Below are 14,019 nucleotides of genomic sequence, written 5' to 3' on the forward strand. Positions count from 1 at the left end.
GCCAGCAGATAATTCCTGCTGGCTTTTTTCGTTTCGGCTGCGTTTATCCATAAAAAGGGAAAGTATGCTCTGGTTAATGACGATGGGACGGCGCCTCAACGGTGTTTATGCCGCTTTTATGCTGGTTGCCTTTATGATGGGCGTGGCGGGAGCGTTACAGGCACCGACGCTGAGCCTGTTTTTGAGTCGTGAAGTCGGTGCGCAGCCGTTCTGGGTCGGCCTTTTTTACACGGTCAACGCGATTGCCGGGATTCTGGTCAGCCTTGCATTAGCAAAACGCTCGGACAGTAAAGGCGATCGCCGTAAGCTGATTATGTTCTGCTGCCTGATGGCGATTGGTAATGCGCTACTGTTCGCCTTCAATCGCCATTATCTCACCCTGATCACCTGCGGCGTGTTATTCGCGTCGCTGGCCAATACCGCCATGCCGCAGCTATTTGCGTTGGCGCGGGAATATGCCGATAACTCCGCGCGTGAAGTGGTGATGTTCAGCTCGGTAATGCGTGCGCAGCTTTCACTGGCATGGGTGATTGGCCCGCCGCTGGCTTTTATGCTGGCGCTGAACTATGGCTTCACGGCGATGTTTTCCATTGCCGCCGGCATATTCGCCATCAGCCTGGCGTTGATTGCTTTTATTCTGCCCTCGGTGGCGCGCGTTGAGCAGCCTGCCGATGTTCCGGTCACGGAAGCGGGCGGCTGGCAGGATAAAAACGTCCGCATGCTGTTTATCGCCTCCACGCTGATGTGGACCTGCAACACCATGTACATCATTGATATGCCGCTATGGATAAGCCTTGAGCTGGGTTTACCGGATAAACTGGCCGGAATATTGATGGGGACTGCGGCAGGTCTGGAGATCCCGGCGATGATTCTGGCTGGCTACTCGGTGAAGCGCTTCGGTAAGCGGCGGATGATGGTTATCGCCGTGGCTGCGGGGGTACTGTTTTATCTCGGCCTGATTTTCTTTCACAGCCAGACGGCGTTGCTTACCCTGCAACTGTTTAACGCGGTGTTTATCGGCATTGTGGCGGGGATTGGTATGCTGTGGTTTCAGGATTTAATGCCTGGCCGCGCCGGTTCAGCTACCACGCTGTTTACCAACAGTATCTCCACGGGAGTGATTCTGGCGGGGGTGATTCAGGGCGCGGTCGCGCAAAGCTACGGGCATTTCGCTGTTTACTGGGTGATAGCGGCGATTTCGCTGGTGGCGCTGGTGATGACCGGGCGGGTGAAGGATGTGTAAAAAATGCCGGATGACGGCTTCGCCTTATCCGGCCTACACAGAGTGGCAGGCCGGATAAACGAAGTGCTATCCGGCAGGTATGCTGAGAATCAGCGCATAAACGACGGTTGTTTCTCTTCGTATGCCGCAATTGCGCTTTCGTGTTGCAGCGTCAGGCCGATGCTGTCCAGACCGTTCAACATGCAGTGGCGGCGGAAGTCGTCGATTTTAAAGCTGTAGGACTTATCGCCCGCTTTTACTACCTGCGCTTCCAGATCCACTTCAAATTTAATCCCCGGATTGGCTTTCACCAGGGCGAACAGTTCATCGACCTCTTCATCGCTCAGTTTCACCGGCAGCAGCTGGTTGTTAAAGCTGTTGCCATAGAAGATATCCGCGAAGCTCGGCGCGATGACCACTTTAAAGCCGTAATCGGTCAGCGCCCACGGCGCGTGCTCGCGCGATGAACCGCAGCCGAAGTTTTCCCGCGCCAGCAGAATCGACGCGCCTTTATATTCCGGGAAGTTCAGCACGAACTCCGGGTTCGGCTGCTGACCTTTTTCATCCAGAAAACGCCAGTCATTGAACAGATGCGCGCCAAAACCGGTGCGGGTGACTTTCTGTAAAAACTGTTTCGGTATAATCGCGTCGGTATCGACGTTAGCAGCATCCAGCGGGACGACCAGGCCGGTGTGTTGGGTAAATTTCTCTGCCATGGTGTGCTCCTTATTTGATGCTGCGAATATCGGCGAAATGACCGGTGACGGCGGCAGCGGCAGCCATCGCCGGGCTAACCAGATGCGTGCGTCCGCCGCGCCCCTGACGACCTTCAAAGTTACGGTTGCTGGTGGAGGCGCAGCGCTCGCCAGGATTCAGGCGGTCGTTGTTCATCGCCAGACACATGGAACAGCCTGGTAAACGCCATTCAAAACCGGCTTCGATAAAGATCTTATCCAGACCTTCCGCCTCTGCCTGCGCTTTTACCGGGCCGGAGCCGGGAACCACCAGAGCCTGAACGCCCGGTGCAACTTTACGCCCTTTGGCGATTTCCGCCGCCGCGCGTAAATCTTCAATACGCGAGTTGGTGCAGGAACCGATAAACACTTTGTCGATCGCCACGTCGGTTAACGGAATGCCCGGTTTCAGCCCCATATAGGCCAGCGCTTTTTCGGCGCTTGCGCGCTCGACAGGATCGGCAAACGAGGCCGGATCGGGGATGTTGTCGTTGACGGAGATAACCTGACCCGGGTTGGTTCCCCAGGTAACCTGTGGCGCAATGTCTTCCGCTTGCAGGGTCACGATGGTATCGAACGTTGCGCCGTCGTCGGTTTTCAGGGTTTTCCAGTATGCGACGGCATCGTCAAAATCGCTGCCTTTCGGGGCGTGCAGACGCCCTTTTACGTAGTTGAAGGTGGTGTCATCCGGCGCGACCAGACCGGCTTTGGCGCCCATCTCGATCGCCATGTTGCACAGGGTCATACGACCTTCCATGCTCAGATTGCGAATTGCTTCGCCGCAGAACTCGACCACATGGCCCGTACCGCCCGCGCTGCCGGTTTTACCGATAATCGCCAGTACGATATCTTTCGCCGTAATGCCCGGCGCAGCCGTGCCTTTCACCTCAATCTTCATGGTTTTTGCGCGGCCCTGTTTCAGGGTCTGCGTCGCCAGAACGTGTTCAACTTCGGAGGTGCCGATGCCAAACGCCAGCGCGCCGAATGCGCCGTGCGTGGCGGTATGGGAATCGCCGCAAACAATGGTCATCCCCGGTAAGGTCACGCCCTGTTCCGGCCCCATTACGTGGACGATCCCCTGATACGGGTGGTTCAGGTCATACAGCTCCACGCCGAACGCTTTGCAGTTTTTGATCAACTCCTGCATCTGAATCCGCGCCATCTCGCCAGAGGCGTTGATGTCTTTGGTTTGCGTAGAGACGTTATGGTCCATCGTCGCGAAGGTTTTACCCGGCTGGCGAACCGGGCGACCGTGGGCGCGCAGGCCGTCAAACGCCTGCGGGGAGGTCACTTCATGCACCAGATGCCTGTCGATGTACAGCAGCGGGGTTTCGTTCTGCGCCTCATAGACCACATGCGCATCGAACAATTTTTCATACAACGTTTTAGCCATGATTACACCCCTTCGGCGACATAACGGGCAATGATGTCGCCCATCTCATCAGTACTGACAGCGGCAGCGCCACGGGCTAAATCACCGGTGCGAATACCTTCTTCTAATGCGCGGTTAATGGCGCTTTCAATGGCCGTTGCCGCATCGTCAGCATCCAGGCTGTAACGCAGCAGCAACGCCAGCGACAGGATCTGCGCGATCGGGTTGGCGATGTTTTTCCCGGCGATATCCGGCGCAGAACCGCCCGCCGGTTCATACAGGCCGAAACCCTGTTCGTTCAGGCTGGCGGAAGGCAACATCCCCATTGAGCCGGTGATCATCGCGCATTCGTCAGACAAAATGTCGCCAAACAGGTTGGAGCACAGCAGCACGTCAAACTGAGAGGGATCTTTAATCAACTGCATCGTGGCATTGTCGATGTACATGTGCGCCAGTTCGACATCCGGGTACGCTTTGGCGACCTCATTGACGATCTCGCGCCACAAAATGGACGTTTGCAGGACGTTGGCTTTGTCGATTGACGTAACCTTACGGCGACGTTTACGCGCCGATTCGAAGGCGATGCGCGCAATACGTTCGATTTCAAAACGGTGATACACCTCGGTATCGAAGGCTTTTTCATGTTGCCCACTACCTTCGCGGCCTTTCGGCTGACCAAAATAGATCCCGCCGGTTAATTCACGCACGCACAGGATGTCGAAACCGTTGGCCGCGATGTCGGCGCGCAGCGGGCAGAAGGCTTCCAGCCCCTGGTACAGCTTTGCCGGACGCAGGTTGCTAAACAATTTGAAGTGTTTACGCAGCGGCAGCAATGCGCCGCGTTCCGGTTGGCTGTCCGGTGGCAGATTTTCCCATTTCGGGCCGCCGACGGAGCCAAACAGAATGGCATCCGCTTGTTCACAGCCTTCAACGGTCGCTTTCGGCAGCGGTTGACCGTGGTTGTCGATAGCGGCGCCGCCGACATCGTAATGGCTGGTGGTAATGCGCATAGCAAAACGACTGCGAACGGCTTCCAGGACTTTCAGGGCTTGCGCCATCACTTCCGGGCCAATACCGTCACCCGGCAAAACAGCAATATGGTAATTCTTCGACATCACACGGTTTCCTTATTGTTCTCTTTATTCTGAGCTTTGCGTTGCAATTCTTTTTCGACTTCGGCGGCGCGCCAGATGTTGTTCAGGACATGCACCATCGCTTTCGCGGAGGATTCGACGATATCGGTCGCCAGACCGACCCCGTGGAAGCGACGGCCGTTATAGTTGGCGACGATATCCACCTGGCCCAGCGCATCTTTGCCGTGGCCTTTCGCCGACAGGCTGTATTTCACCAGTTCAATGTTGTAATCGGTGATGCGGTTGATGGCCTGGTAAATGGCATCGACCGGGCCGTTGCCGTTCGCGGCTTCCGCTTTGATGTCGTCGCCGCAGGCCAGTTTGACGGAGGCCGTGGCGATATCGTTAGAGCCGGACTGCACGCTGAAATAGTCCAGACGGAAATGCTCTGGTTCTTCCTGTTGTTTATTGATGAAGGCCAGCGCCTCCAGGTCGTAATCGAATACCTGACCTTTTTTATCCGCCAGCTTCAGGAAAGCGTCGTACAGGTTATCCAGATTGTATTCACTCTCTTTATAGCCCATCTCGTCCATACGGTGTTTTACGGCAGCACGCCCGGAGCGAGAGGTCAGGTTCAACTGGATCTGGTTTAGGCCGATAGACTCTGGCGTCATGATTTCGTAGTTTTCACGGTTTTTCAGCACGCCGTCCTGGTGAATGCCGGAGGAGTGGGCGAACGCGCCGCTGCCGACAATCGCTTTGTTCGCCGGGATCGGCATGTTGCAGATCTGACTGACCAACTGGCTGGTGCGCCAGATCTCCTGGTGATTGATGCGGGTATGCACATTCAGAATGTCCTGGCGTACCTTGATCGCCATGATGACTTCTTCCAGCGAGCAGTTACCGGCACGTTCGCCGATACCGTTCATGGCGCCTTCAACCTGACGTGCGCCCGCGTGGACGGCCGCCAGCGCGTTGCCGACGCCCAGACCTAAATCATCATGGGTATGTACGGAGATGATGGCCTTGTCGATATTCGGTACGCGCTCATACAGCCCGGAAATAATACCGCCGAACTCGAAGGGCATGGTGTAGCCCACGGTATCGGGAATGTTGATTGTTTTCGCGCCCGCATTGATCGCCGCTTCCACGACGCGAGCGAGATCGTCAATCGGGGTACGGCCTGCGTCTTCGCATGAGAACTCCACGTCATCAGTGTAATTACGCGCACGCTTAACCATATAGATAGCACGCTCAATCACTTCATCCAGCGTGCTGCGCAGCTTGGTGGCGATATGCATCGGCGAGGTGGCGATAAAGGTATGGATGCGGAAAGCGTCCGCGACCTTCAGTGATTCTGCCGCGACGTCGATGTCTTTTTCCACGCAGCGGGCTAACGCGCAAACGCGGCTGTTTTTGACCTGGCGGGCGATAGTCTGTACTGACTCAAAATCGCCAGGTGAAGAGACGGGAAAACCCACTTCCATCACATCGACGCCCATACGTTCAAGGGCCAGGGCAATTTGCAGCTTTTCTTTCACACTCAGGCTAGCCTGTAACGCCTGTTCACCGTCGCGTAAAGTGGTATCGAAAATAATGACTTGCTGGCTCATGGTTTAGGTCCTTGTCTCTTTAGGGCGCCTTGCTTCGAGCATAAAAAAACCCGCGCAACGGCGCGGGTTTTTAATCTTACTGATGCTGACTTAATGCTGAATGTCGCTCACCAGTCTACCGCGCAACGAAGATGCGTTTAGTAGTAGTAGACCGTTAAAGCGAGCGATACGAATCATTAAATCAACTCCAGATGAATGCGATATGCTTTTAGTGGTACTGGATACGCTGCGCGATGTCAACCCTGTTGCAGATAAACCCTCCCATGCAGAGGGGATCTTGCGTTCTGTACTTTAGCTAATTGTGCTGAACTTTCAGGCGAATGCAAAATAAATCGACAGGAGGTGCGTACATACTTTTCACTGTTTGACATATTTGAGCATGTTTATTTGCAACTACAGCAAGCTGAAAGGGGGGTAAAGGTATTGCAAAGGTCGTACTTATCTTTTTGATTTTATTTATTTTTATATCTTTCGTGAATAAATTAATGAATCCGTTGCACACGTTATTGATAAATTATTGTTAAGAGTAAAAGCACAACTAATATAAACAATTAATTAAAACTTAATTTATTATTCACCAAAAGCATGATTGTGTATTCGCCACGCTTATGTTTATATTGCTTTTGTAATTTAAACATTATGAATCATCGTGCTGTGGCCTCTGCCGTATTGTACTGGCATGGGCTTTCGCCTTTTCCTGAACGATGCCTTTATGTTTTCCTAATTTTTATGTTTTCTCTTTTTCTTATTTTATATGCATGATAAATCATATTTCCTGAGATTATTTCTGCATTTCGTCAAGAAAAAGGGAGTTTAGTGTGACAGTGGAGTTAACTATGCCAGAGATAGAAATAGATAAACCGCATCCGATAGAAATGGTTAAGCCTCAGCTTCGTATGGTTGATCTGAATTTACTGACCGTCTTTGACGCCGTGATGCAAGAGCAGAATATCACGCGGGCTGCCCACTCCCTGGGGATGTCGCAGCCTGCCGTCAGTAATGCGGTGGCGCGTCTGAAAGTCATGTTTAATGACGAGCTGTTTGTCCGGTACGGACGCGGTATCCAGCCAACGGCGCGCGCTTATCAGCTATTTGGTTCTGTTCGCCAGGCGTTACAGTTGGTGCAAAATGAGTTGCCCGGTTCAGGTTTTGAACCCGCCAGCAGCGAGCGTGTATTCCATCTTTGCGTGTGCAGCCCGCTGGATAATATTCTGACGTCGCTTATTTATAATCGCGTTGAAAAGATTGCGCCGAATATTCATGTCGTTTTTAAATCATCGTTAAATCAAAATACGGAACATCAGCTGCGTTATCAGGAAACGGAATTTGTTATTGGGTATGAAGAGTTCCGCCGTCCTGAGTTTACCAGCGTATCGTTATTTAAAGATGAAATGGTGCTGGTCGCCAGCAGAAAACATCCGCGTATCAGCGGTCCGTTGCTGGAGAGCGATGTTTATAATGAACAACATGCGGTCGTTTCACTCGATCGTTATGCCTCATTTAGCCAGCCGTGGTATGACACGCCAGACAGACAAAGCTGCATTGCTTATCAGGGAATGGCGTTGATCAGCGTGCTTAATGTTGTCTCTCAAACGCAACTGGTGGCAGTTGCGCCGCGTTGGTTAGCCGATGAATTTGCCGAGTCATTAGCGTTACAGATATTACCGTTGCCTTTAAAACTGAATAGCCGGACCTGTTATCTTTCCTGGCATGATGCCGCGGGTCGGGATAAGGGTCATCAATGGATGGAAGAGTTATTGGTTTCTGTCTGTCAAAAGTGAATACGGGCGGAATAAATCAGAGTGAAATATCTGGTTTATTCTGCTTTTTCGTCTGTGTGTGAAATTTTATACTGAATTGTGCATCCAGGCGCTTTACGCATATCGCAAAAAATGGCGATATTGCTGTAAGTCCCCATTTTTAAGCGATTATTTATCATCACATCTGCTTATCCTGGTGTAATTCGCCGTTTCTTCTGCGCTTTCATCTCATTTATTCTTATTTATCTTCGAACGACGACATCAGCCTGAATTGCCTGCGTCATGGTGAGCAGTTAATGTGTTAGCAAAAGGTAAATCATCATAATAGTGGAGCAAGCCATGGAGATGTTGTCTGGAGCCGAGATGGTCGTCCGATCGCTCATCGATCAGGGCGTGAAGCAGGTATTCGGTTATCCCGGGGGCGCGGTCCTCGATATTTATGATGCGCTGCACACGGTCGGTGGTATCGATCATGTGCTTGTCCGTCATGAACAAGCGGCTGTGCATATGGCGGATGGTCTGGCGCGGGCAACAGGTGAAGTCGGGGTCGTTCTGGTCACTTCCGGGCCAGGCGCTACGAATGCGATTACCGGTATTGCTACGGCCTATATGGACTCCATTCCTCTGGTCATCCTTTCCGGGCAAGTGGCGACGTCGTTGATTGGCTATGACGCCTTTCAGGAATGCGACATGGTGGGGATATCACGTCCGGTGGTGAAACACAGCTTCCTCGTTAAACAGACGGAAGACATCCCGCAGGTGCTGAAAAAAGCGTTCTGGCTGGCGGCAAGCGGGCGTCCTGGACCCGTGGTCGTGGACCTCCCGAAAGATATTTTGAATCCGGCGAAAAAGTTGCCTTACGTCTGGCCGGAGTCGGTCAGTATGCGCTCTTATAACCCGACCACGACAGGGCATAAAGGGCAGATTAAGCGCGCGCTGCAAACGCTGGCGGCGGCAAAAAAACCGGTGGTCTACGTCGGCGGCGGTGCAGTGAATGCGGGTTGTCATGAACAACTGCGGCAAACCATTGAAGCGCTCAACCTGCCAGTCGTCTCGTCGCTGATGGGGCTGGGCGCATTCCCGGCTACGCATCGTCAGTCGTTAGGGATGCTGGGGATGCACGGCACCTATGAAGCCAATATGACCATGCATCATTCCGATGTGATTTTTGCCGTCGGGGTGCGTTTTGACGATCGCACGACCAATAATCTGGCGAAATACTGCCCGAATGCGACCGTGCTGCATATCGATATCGATCCGACCTCTATCTCTAAAACCGTGACGGCGGATATTCCCATTGTGGGCGATGCGCGCCTGGTTCTGGAGCAAATGCTGGAATTACTGCCGCAGGAAGTCGCGCAGCAGCCGCTGGATGATATTCGCGACTGGTGGCAACACATTGAACGCTGGCGCGCCCGTCAGTGCCTGAAATATGACACCCAAAGCGAGAGCATTAAACCGCAGGCGGTGATCGAGGCTATCTGGCGTCTGACGAAAGGCGATGCGTATGTCACTTCTGATGTCGGCCAGCACCAGATGTTCGCCGCGCTCTACTACCCCTTTGATAAGCCGCGTCGCTGGATTAACTCCGGCGGTCTCGGCACGATGGGCTTTGGCCTGCCAGCGGCTCTGGGCGTGAAGATGGCGCTGCCGGATGAAACGGTGGTGTGCGTCACGGGAGATGGCAGCATTCAGATGAACATCCAGGAGCTGTCGACGGCGCTGCAATATGAACTGCCGGTGCTGGTGCTCAACCTTAACAACCGCTATCTCGGCATGGTCAAACAATGGCAGGACATGATCTACTCCGGGCGCCACTCCCAGTCTTACATGCAGTCGCTGCCCGATTTTGTACGCCTTGCCGAGGCTTATGGGCATATCGGTATCCAGATTAATCATCCAGATGAACTGGAGAGCAAGCTGGGCGAAGCGCTGGAACATGTGCGTAACCATCGTCTGGTGTTTGTCGATGTCACTGTCGATGGCAGTGAGCATGTCTACCCGATGCAGATTCGTGGGGGCGGGATGGATGAAATGTGGTTAAGCAAAACGGAGAGGACCTGATTATGCGCCGGATATTATCAGTATTGCTGGAAAACGAGTCGGGTGCATTGTCGCGTGTGATTGGCCTCTTCGCCCAGCGTGGATACAACATTGAAAGCCTTACCGTCGCGCCGACCGACGATCCGACGTTATCGCGTATGACCATCCAGACGGTTGGCGATGAGAAAGTTCTGGAGCAAATTGAAAAGCAACTGCACAAGCTGGTGGATGTTCTGCGCGTAAGCGAACTTGGGCAGGGCGCGCACGTTGAGCGAGAAATCATGCTGGTGAAGATTCAGGCCAGCGGATACGGAAGGGAAGAGGTGAAGCGCAACACGGAAATTTTCCGTGGGCAGATTATTGATGTCACGCCTTCTATTTATACCGTCCAGCTGGCAGGCACCAGCGATAAGCTGGACGCGTTTCTGGCGACGCTGCGTGAAGTGGCGAAAATTGTTGAAGTTGCCCGTTCCGGCGTTGTCGGGCTTTCGCGCGGCGACAAGATCATGCGTTAATCATTGTGTTGTCTTTCAATTGTAGGCCTGATAAGCGAAGCGCCATCAGGCATTATACCCTGCCGGATGGCGCTAATGCTTATCCGGCCTACAGGAGACGTCTCGACCTCCGCCGACGCTACCCGTTGGCTTTTTTTTGCGAAATCAGTGGTAACCCGGAATAAAAGCGGTTGCCGCAGTCACTATTCTGCGCTTAGATGTTAAGAAATTTAACCCATGCCGTCACAATGGTTATGGTTTGTACATTTTACGCAAGGGGCAATTGTGAAACTGGATGAAATCGCTCGGCTGGCCGGTGTATCGCGAACGACTGCAAGCTACGTTATTAACGGAAAAGCAAAGCAATACCGCGTGAGCGACAAGACCGTCGAGAAAGTCATGGCGGTGGTGCGTGAGCATAATTACCACCCGAATGCTGTGGCCGCCGGGCTGCGTGCTGGACGCACACGTTCTATCGGACTGGTCATTCCCGATCTGGAGAACACGAGTTATACCCGTATCGCAAACTACCTGGAGCGCCAGGCGCGCCAGCGCGGTTATCAACTGCTGATTGCCTGCTCAGAAGATCAGCCGGATAACGAAATGCGGTGTATCGAGCATCTTCTACAACGCCAGGTGGATGCGATCATTGTATCAACCTCGTTACCGCCGGAGCATCCGTTCTACCAGCGCTGGGCCAATGGTTCATTCCCCATCGTGGCGCTGGATCGCGCGCTGGATCGCGAACATTTCACCAGCGTTGTCGGGGCGGATCAGGATGATGCGGAAATGCTGGCGGCAGAGTTACGTAAATTCCCGGCGGAAACGGTGCTTTACCTGGGCGCGTTGCCGGAGCTGTCCGTCAGTTTCCTGCGCGAGCAGGGGTTCCGTACCGCATGGAAAGACGATCCGCGCGAAGTACACTATCTGTATGCCAACAGCTACGAGCGGGAAGCGGCGGCGCAGCTGTTCGAAAAATGGCTGGAAACTCACCCGATGCCACAGGCGCTGTTTACCACATCGTTTGCGCTCTTGCAGGGCGTGATGGATGTAACGTTACGTCGTGACGGGAAGCTGCCTTCCAACCTGGCGATCGCCACCTTTGGCGATAATGAACTGCTCGACTTCTTGCAGTGTCCGGTTCTGGCGGTCGCACAGCGTCATCGTGATGTTGCTGAACGCGTCCTGGAGATCGTCCTGGCCAGCCTGGATGAGCCGCGTAAACCGAAGCCAGGTTTAACGCGAATCAAACGTAATTTGTACCGTCGCGGTATTCTTAGCCGCAGTTAGTCCATTTCTGTATGCCGGATAAGGCGGTTATGCCGCCATCCGGCAAATCGCCCGGCGCGTTGTCGCTGACCGGGCAAATATTCACCTGCCAACAATACTCACACCATAATTAAGATTATTCCTTAGAATTATCCGACTTATCTTTCAAATATGCTGATTTTAAACCTGTCGATACCGACTTCAGGTTTATTGAGACGTCGTATTGAACCCGTTTTGTATTATTTTGTTACATGCGGGCGACGAATTGCCGAATTAACAAACACTTTTTTTCGATGTGGCCTTCACGTCGCGGCTGGCTTGTCGGTGCGGGGCGTAGAGAGCGATAAACAGGTACTGTTATCTCGTTGCATATTGTCCTAAAATGCCGCTCGCGTCGCAAACTGACACTTTATATTTTTATCAGATGATATTGAGTCGTTTTAAACGGTGATGAGTTTTTGGATCTTTTTTCTTACAAATATTCATGACGTTAATTTGCTTCGCTCGTTGGACGGAATTTAATCAACGCTGATATTAGCCGTATACATTGGGTTTTTTACTCCGGTAAGCGTCCTGACTTGCTTGACAAGCTTTTCCTCCGCTCCGTAAACTCCTTTAAGTGGGAATTTGTGGGGCAAAGTGGTAATAAGGGGTGAGGCTGGCATGTTCCGGGGAGCAACGTTAGTCAATCTCGACAGTAAGGGGCGCTTATCTGTGCCCACCCGTTACCGGGATCAACTGATCGAGAACGCTACCGGTCAAATGGTTTGTACCATTGACATCCATCACCCGTGCCTGCTGCTTTACCCCCTGCCTGAATGGGAAATTATCGAGCAAAAATTATCGCGTCTGTCGAGCATGAACCCGGTTGAGCGCCGCGTGCAGCGTTTACTGTTGGGGCATGCCAGCGAATGTCAGATGGATAGCGCGGGTCGCTTATTGATCGCGCCGATTCTGCGGCAACATGCCGGGCTGACGAAAGAAGTGATGCTGGTTGGACAGTTCAATAAGTTTGAACTGTGGGATGAAACGACCTGGTATCAACAGGTCAAGGAAGATATCGACGCTGAGCAGTCAGTAACCGAAACCTTGTCGGAACGACTGCAGGACTTGTCTCTATAATGATGATGGAAAATTTTAAACACACTACGGTGCTGTTGGACGAGGCCGTAAACGGTCTGAACATTCGCCCTGACGGCATCTACATTGATGGGACATTTGGTCGCGGCGGCCACTCACGTCTGATCCTCTCCCGGCTTGGCGAAGAGGGACGTTTGCTGGCGATCGATCGCGATCCGCAGGCTATTGCCGAAGCCCAGGCCATCAATGATCCTCGCTTCTCCATCATTCATGGACCTTTCTCTGCGCTTGCTGATTATGTAAGTGAGCGCGAACTTATCGGCAAGATCGACGGGATTCTCCTTGATCTTGGCGTATCTTCACCGCAGCTCGATGATGCCGAACGTGGTTTTTCTTTTATGCGCGATGGCCCGCTGGATATGCGTATGGACCCAACGCGCGGTCAGTCTGCCGCAGAATGGCTGCAAACCGCGGAAGAAGCCGATATTGCCTGGGTGCTGAAAACCTTTGGCGAAGAGCGTTTTGCGAAACGTATTGCCCGCGCCATTGTGGAGCGCAACCGCGAACAGCCCATGACCCGCACCAAAGAACTGGCGGAAGTGGTCGCAGCGGCGACGCCGGTGAAGGACAAATTCAAACATCCCGCGACCCGTACCTTCCAGGCGGTGCGCATTTGGGTGAACAGTGAACTGGAGGAGATAGAGCAGGCGCTAAAAAGCTCGCTCAGCGTGCTGGCCCCGGGTGGGCGGCTTTCCATTATCAGTTTCCACTCGCTGGAAGACCGTATTGTGAAGCGCTTTATGCGTGAGCAAAGCCGCGGTCCACAGGTTCCAGCAGGGTTGCCGATGACGGAAGAGCAGCTCAAAAAACTGGGCGGTCGTGAGCTAAGAGCATTAGGCAAGTTGATGCCGGGCGAAGAAGAAGTGGCGGAAAATCCACGCGCCCGTAGTTCAGTTCTGCGTATTGCAGAGAGGACGAACGCATGATCAGCAGAGTGACAGAAGCCCTGAGCAAAGTGAAGGGATCGACGGGAATCACCAATCGCCATGCTTTGCCTGGCGTGATCGGTGACGATCTTTTGCGATTTGGGAAGCTGCCACTCTGCCTGTTCATTTGCATCATTTTAACGGCGGTCACCGTCGTGACAACGGCGCACCATACGCGCCTGTTAACCGCGCAGCGCGAGCAACTGGTGCTGGAGCGTGATGCGCTGGATATCGAATGGCGCAACCTGATTCTTGAAGAAAACGCGCTCGGCGATCATAGCCGGGTAGAACGGATCGCAACGGAAAAGTTGCAGATGCAGCATGTCGATCCCTCACAAGAAAATATCGTAGTGCAAAAATAAGGATAAACGCG

At 53.1% G+C, this 14,019-nt stretch carries 13 protein-coding genes; 8 read left to right on the forward strand and 5 right to left on the reverse strand.

All coding sequences use genetic code 11. The features are described from left to right. Nucleotides 1-64 precede the first annotated feature (64 nt). The gene (locus OGV83_RS20915) at nt 65-1,243 is read left to right on the forward strand and encodes a sugar efflux transporter (RefSeq protein ID WP_115609620.1); all 1,179 of its coding nucleotides are present in this window, start codon (nt 65-67) and stop codon (nt 1,241-1,243) included. Nucleotides 1,244-1,332: 89 nt separating this feature from the next. Here OGV83_RS20915 and leuD read toward each other — a convergent pair whose 3' ends face one another. The 5 genes from leuD to leuL form a co-directional block, all read right to left on the reverse strand. Further along, entirely contained in the window at nt 1,333-1,938 is a 606-nt protein-coding gene (gene leuD / locus OGV83_RS20920; RefSeq protein ID WP_049008518.1) for a 3-isopropylmalate dehydratase small subunit, read from the reverse strand. 10 nt (nt 1,939-1,948) lie between these two features. Further along, nucleotides 1,949-3,349 carry a 3-isopropylmalate dehydratase large subunit gene (gene leuC / locus OGV83_RS20925; RefSeq protein ID WP_115609619.1) on the reverse strand — a complete coding sequence of 467 codons (1,401 nt, stop codon included), beginning with the start codon at nt 3,347-3,349 and terminating at the stop codon, nt 1,949-1,951. 2 nt (nt 3,350-3,351) lie between these two features. Beyond that, on the reverse strand, nt 3,352-4,443 hold the full coding sequence (leuB, locus tag OGV83_RS20930; protein WP_012134092.1) for a 3-isopropylmalate dehydrogenase: 1,092 nt from the start codon (nt 4,441-4,443) through the stop codon (nt 3,352-3,354). Next, nucleotides 4,443-6,014 (reverse strand): 2-isopropylmalate synthase, encoded by a 1,572-nt coding sequence (gene leuA, locus OGV83_RS20935; protein WP_012134091.1) that lies wholly within the window; start codon nt 6,012-6,014, stop codon nt 4,443-4,445. Before leuA ends, leuB begins: the two co-directional genes overlap by 1 nt. A 90-nt stretch (nt 6,015-6,104) precedes the next feature. Further along, nucleotides 6,105-6,191, reverse strand: a complete 87-nt coding sequence (leuL, locus tag OGV83_RS20940; protein ID WP_047458945.1) for a leu operon leader peptide — start codon at nt 6,189-6,191, stop codon at nt 6,105-6,107. A gap of 659 nt (nt 6,192-6,850) precedes the next feature. Between leuL and leuO the strand changes: the two genes are divergently transcribed. The 7 genes from leuO (at nt 6,851) to ftsL (ending at nt 14,008) form a co-directional block, all read left to right on the forward strand. Beyond that, nucleotides 6,851-7,795 (forward strand): transcriptional regulator LeuO, encoded by a 945-nt coding sequence (gene leuO / locus OGV83_RS20945; RefSeq protein ID WP_012134089.1) that lies wholly within the window; start codon nt 6,851-6,853, stop codon nt 7,793-7,795. Nucleotides 7,796-8,113: 318 nt separating this feature from the next. Further along, on the forward strand, nt 8,114-9,838 hold the full coding sequence (ilvI, locus tag OGV83_RS20950; protein ID WP_012134088.1) for an acetolactate synthase 3 large subunit: 1,725 nt from the start codon (nt 8,114-8,116) through the stop codon (nt 9,836-9,838). Nucleotides 9,839-9,840: 2 nt separating this feature from the next. Further along, complete coding sequence (gene ilvN / locus OGV83_RS20955) at nt 9,841-10,332, forward strand: acetolactate synthase small subunit (RefSeq protein ID WP_003829566.1); 492 nt, start codon at nt 9,841-9,843, stop codon at nt 10,330-10,332. A 264-nt stretch (nt 10,333-10,596) separates the two neighbouring features. Then, nucleotides 10,597-11,601, forward strand: coding sequence for a catabolite repressor/activator (gene cra, locus OGV83_RS20960; protein ID WP_024130712.1), 1,005 nt, complete (start codon nt 10,597-10,599; stop codon nt 11,599-11,601). Nucleotides 11,602-12,243: 642 nt separating this feature from the next. Then, nucleotides 12,244-12,702 carry a division/cell wall cluster transcriptional repressor MraZ gene (mraZ, locus tag OGV83_RS20965; protein WP_012134081.1) on the forward strand — a complete coding sequence of 153 codons (459 nt, stop codon included), beginning with the start codon at nt 12,244-12,246 and terminating at the stop codon, nt 12,700-12,702. A 2-nt stretch (nt 12,703-12,704) separates the two neighbouring features. Further along, nucleotides 12,705-13,646, forward strand: coding sequence for a 16S rRNA (cytosine(1402)-N(4))-methyltransferase RsmH (rsmH, locus tag OGV83_RS20970; RefSeq protein WP_024130711.1), 942 nt, complete (start codon nt 12,705-12,707; stop codon nt 13,644-13,646). Further along, nucleotides 13,643-14,008 (forward strand): cell division protein FtsL, encoded by a 366-nt coding sequence (ftsL, locus tag OGV83_RS20975; protein WP_012134079.1) that lies wholly within the window; start codon nt 13,643-13,645, stop codon nt 14,006-14,008. The genes rsmH and ftsL overlap by 4 nt, the downstream gene beginning before the upstream one ends. The last annotated feature ends 11 nt before the right edge of the window (nt 14,009-14,019 follow it).

It is taken from the genome of Citrobacter sp. CK189, assembly GCF_030333505.1.
Taxonomy (GTDB): Bacteria; Pseudomonadota; Gammaproteobacteria; order Enterobacterales; family Enterobacteriaceae; genus Citrobacter_B; species Citrobacter_B koseri.

Coding starts and splice junctions, on each gene's coding strand:
- OGV83_RS20915 (WP_115609620.1), top strand. CDS start 65: ATGCTCTGGTTAATGACGATGGGACGGCGCCTCAACGGTGTTTATGCC.
- leuD (WP_049008518.1), bottom strand. CDS start 1,938: ATGGCAGAGAAATTTACCCAACACACCGGCCTGGTCGTCCCGCTGGAT.
- leuC (WP_115609619.1), bottom strand. CDS start 3,349: ATGGCTAAAACGTTGTATGAAAAATTGTTCGATGCGCATGTGGTCTAT.
- leuB (WP_012134092.1), bottom strand. CDS start 4,443: ATGTCGAAGAATTACCATATTGCTGTTTTGCCGGGTGACGGTATTGGC.
- leuA (WP_012134091.1), bottom strand. CDS start 6,014: ATGAGCCAGCAAGTCATTATTTTCGATACCACTTTACGCGACGGTGAA.
- leuL (WP_047458945.1), bottom strand. CDS start 6,191: ATGATTCGTATCGCTCGCTTTAACGGTCTACTACTACTAAACGCATCT.
- leuO (WP_012134089.1), top strand. CDS start 6,851: ATGCCAGAGATAGAAATAGATAAACCGCATCCGATAGAAATGGTTAAG.
- ilvI (WP_012134088.1), top strand. CDS start 8,114: ATGGAGATGTTGTCTGGAGCCGAGATGGTCGTCCGATCGCTCATCGAT.
- ilvN (WP_003829566.1), top strand. CDS start 9,841: ATGCGCCGGATATTATCAGTATTGCTGGAAAACGAGTCGGGTGCATTG.
- mraZ (WP_012134081.1), top strand. CDS start 12,244: ATGTTCCGGGGAGCAACGTTAGTCAATCTCGACAGTAAGGGGCGCTTA.
- rsmH (WP_024130711.1), top strand. CDS start 12,705: ATGATGGAAAATTTTAAACACACTACGGTGCTGTTGGACGAGGCCGTA.
- ftsL (WP_012134079.1), top strand. CDS start 13,643: ATGATCAGCAGAGTGACAGAAGCCCTGAGCAAAGTGAAGGGATCGACG.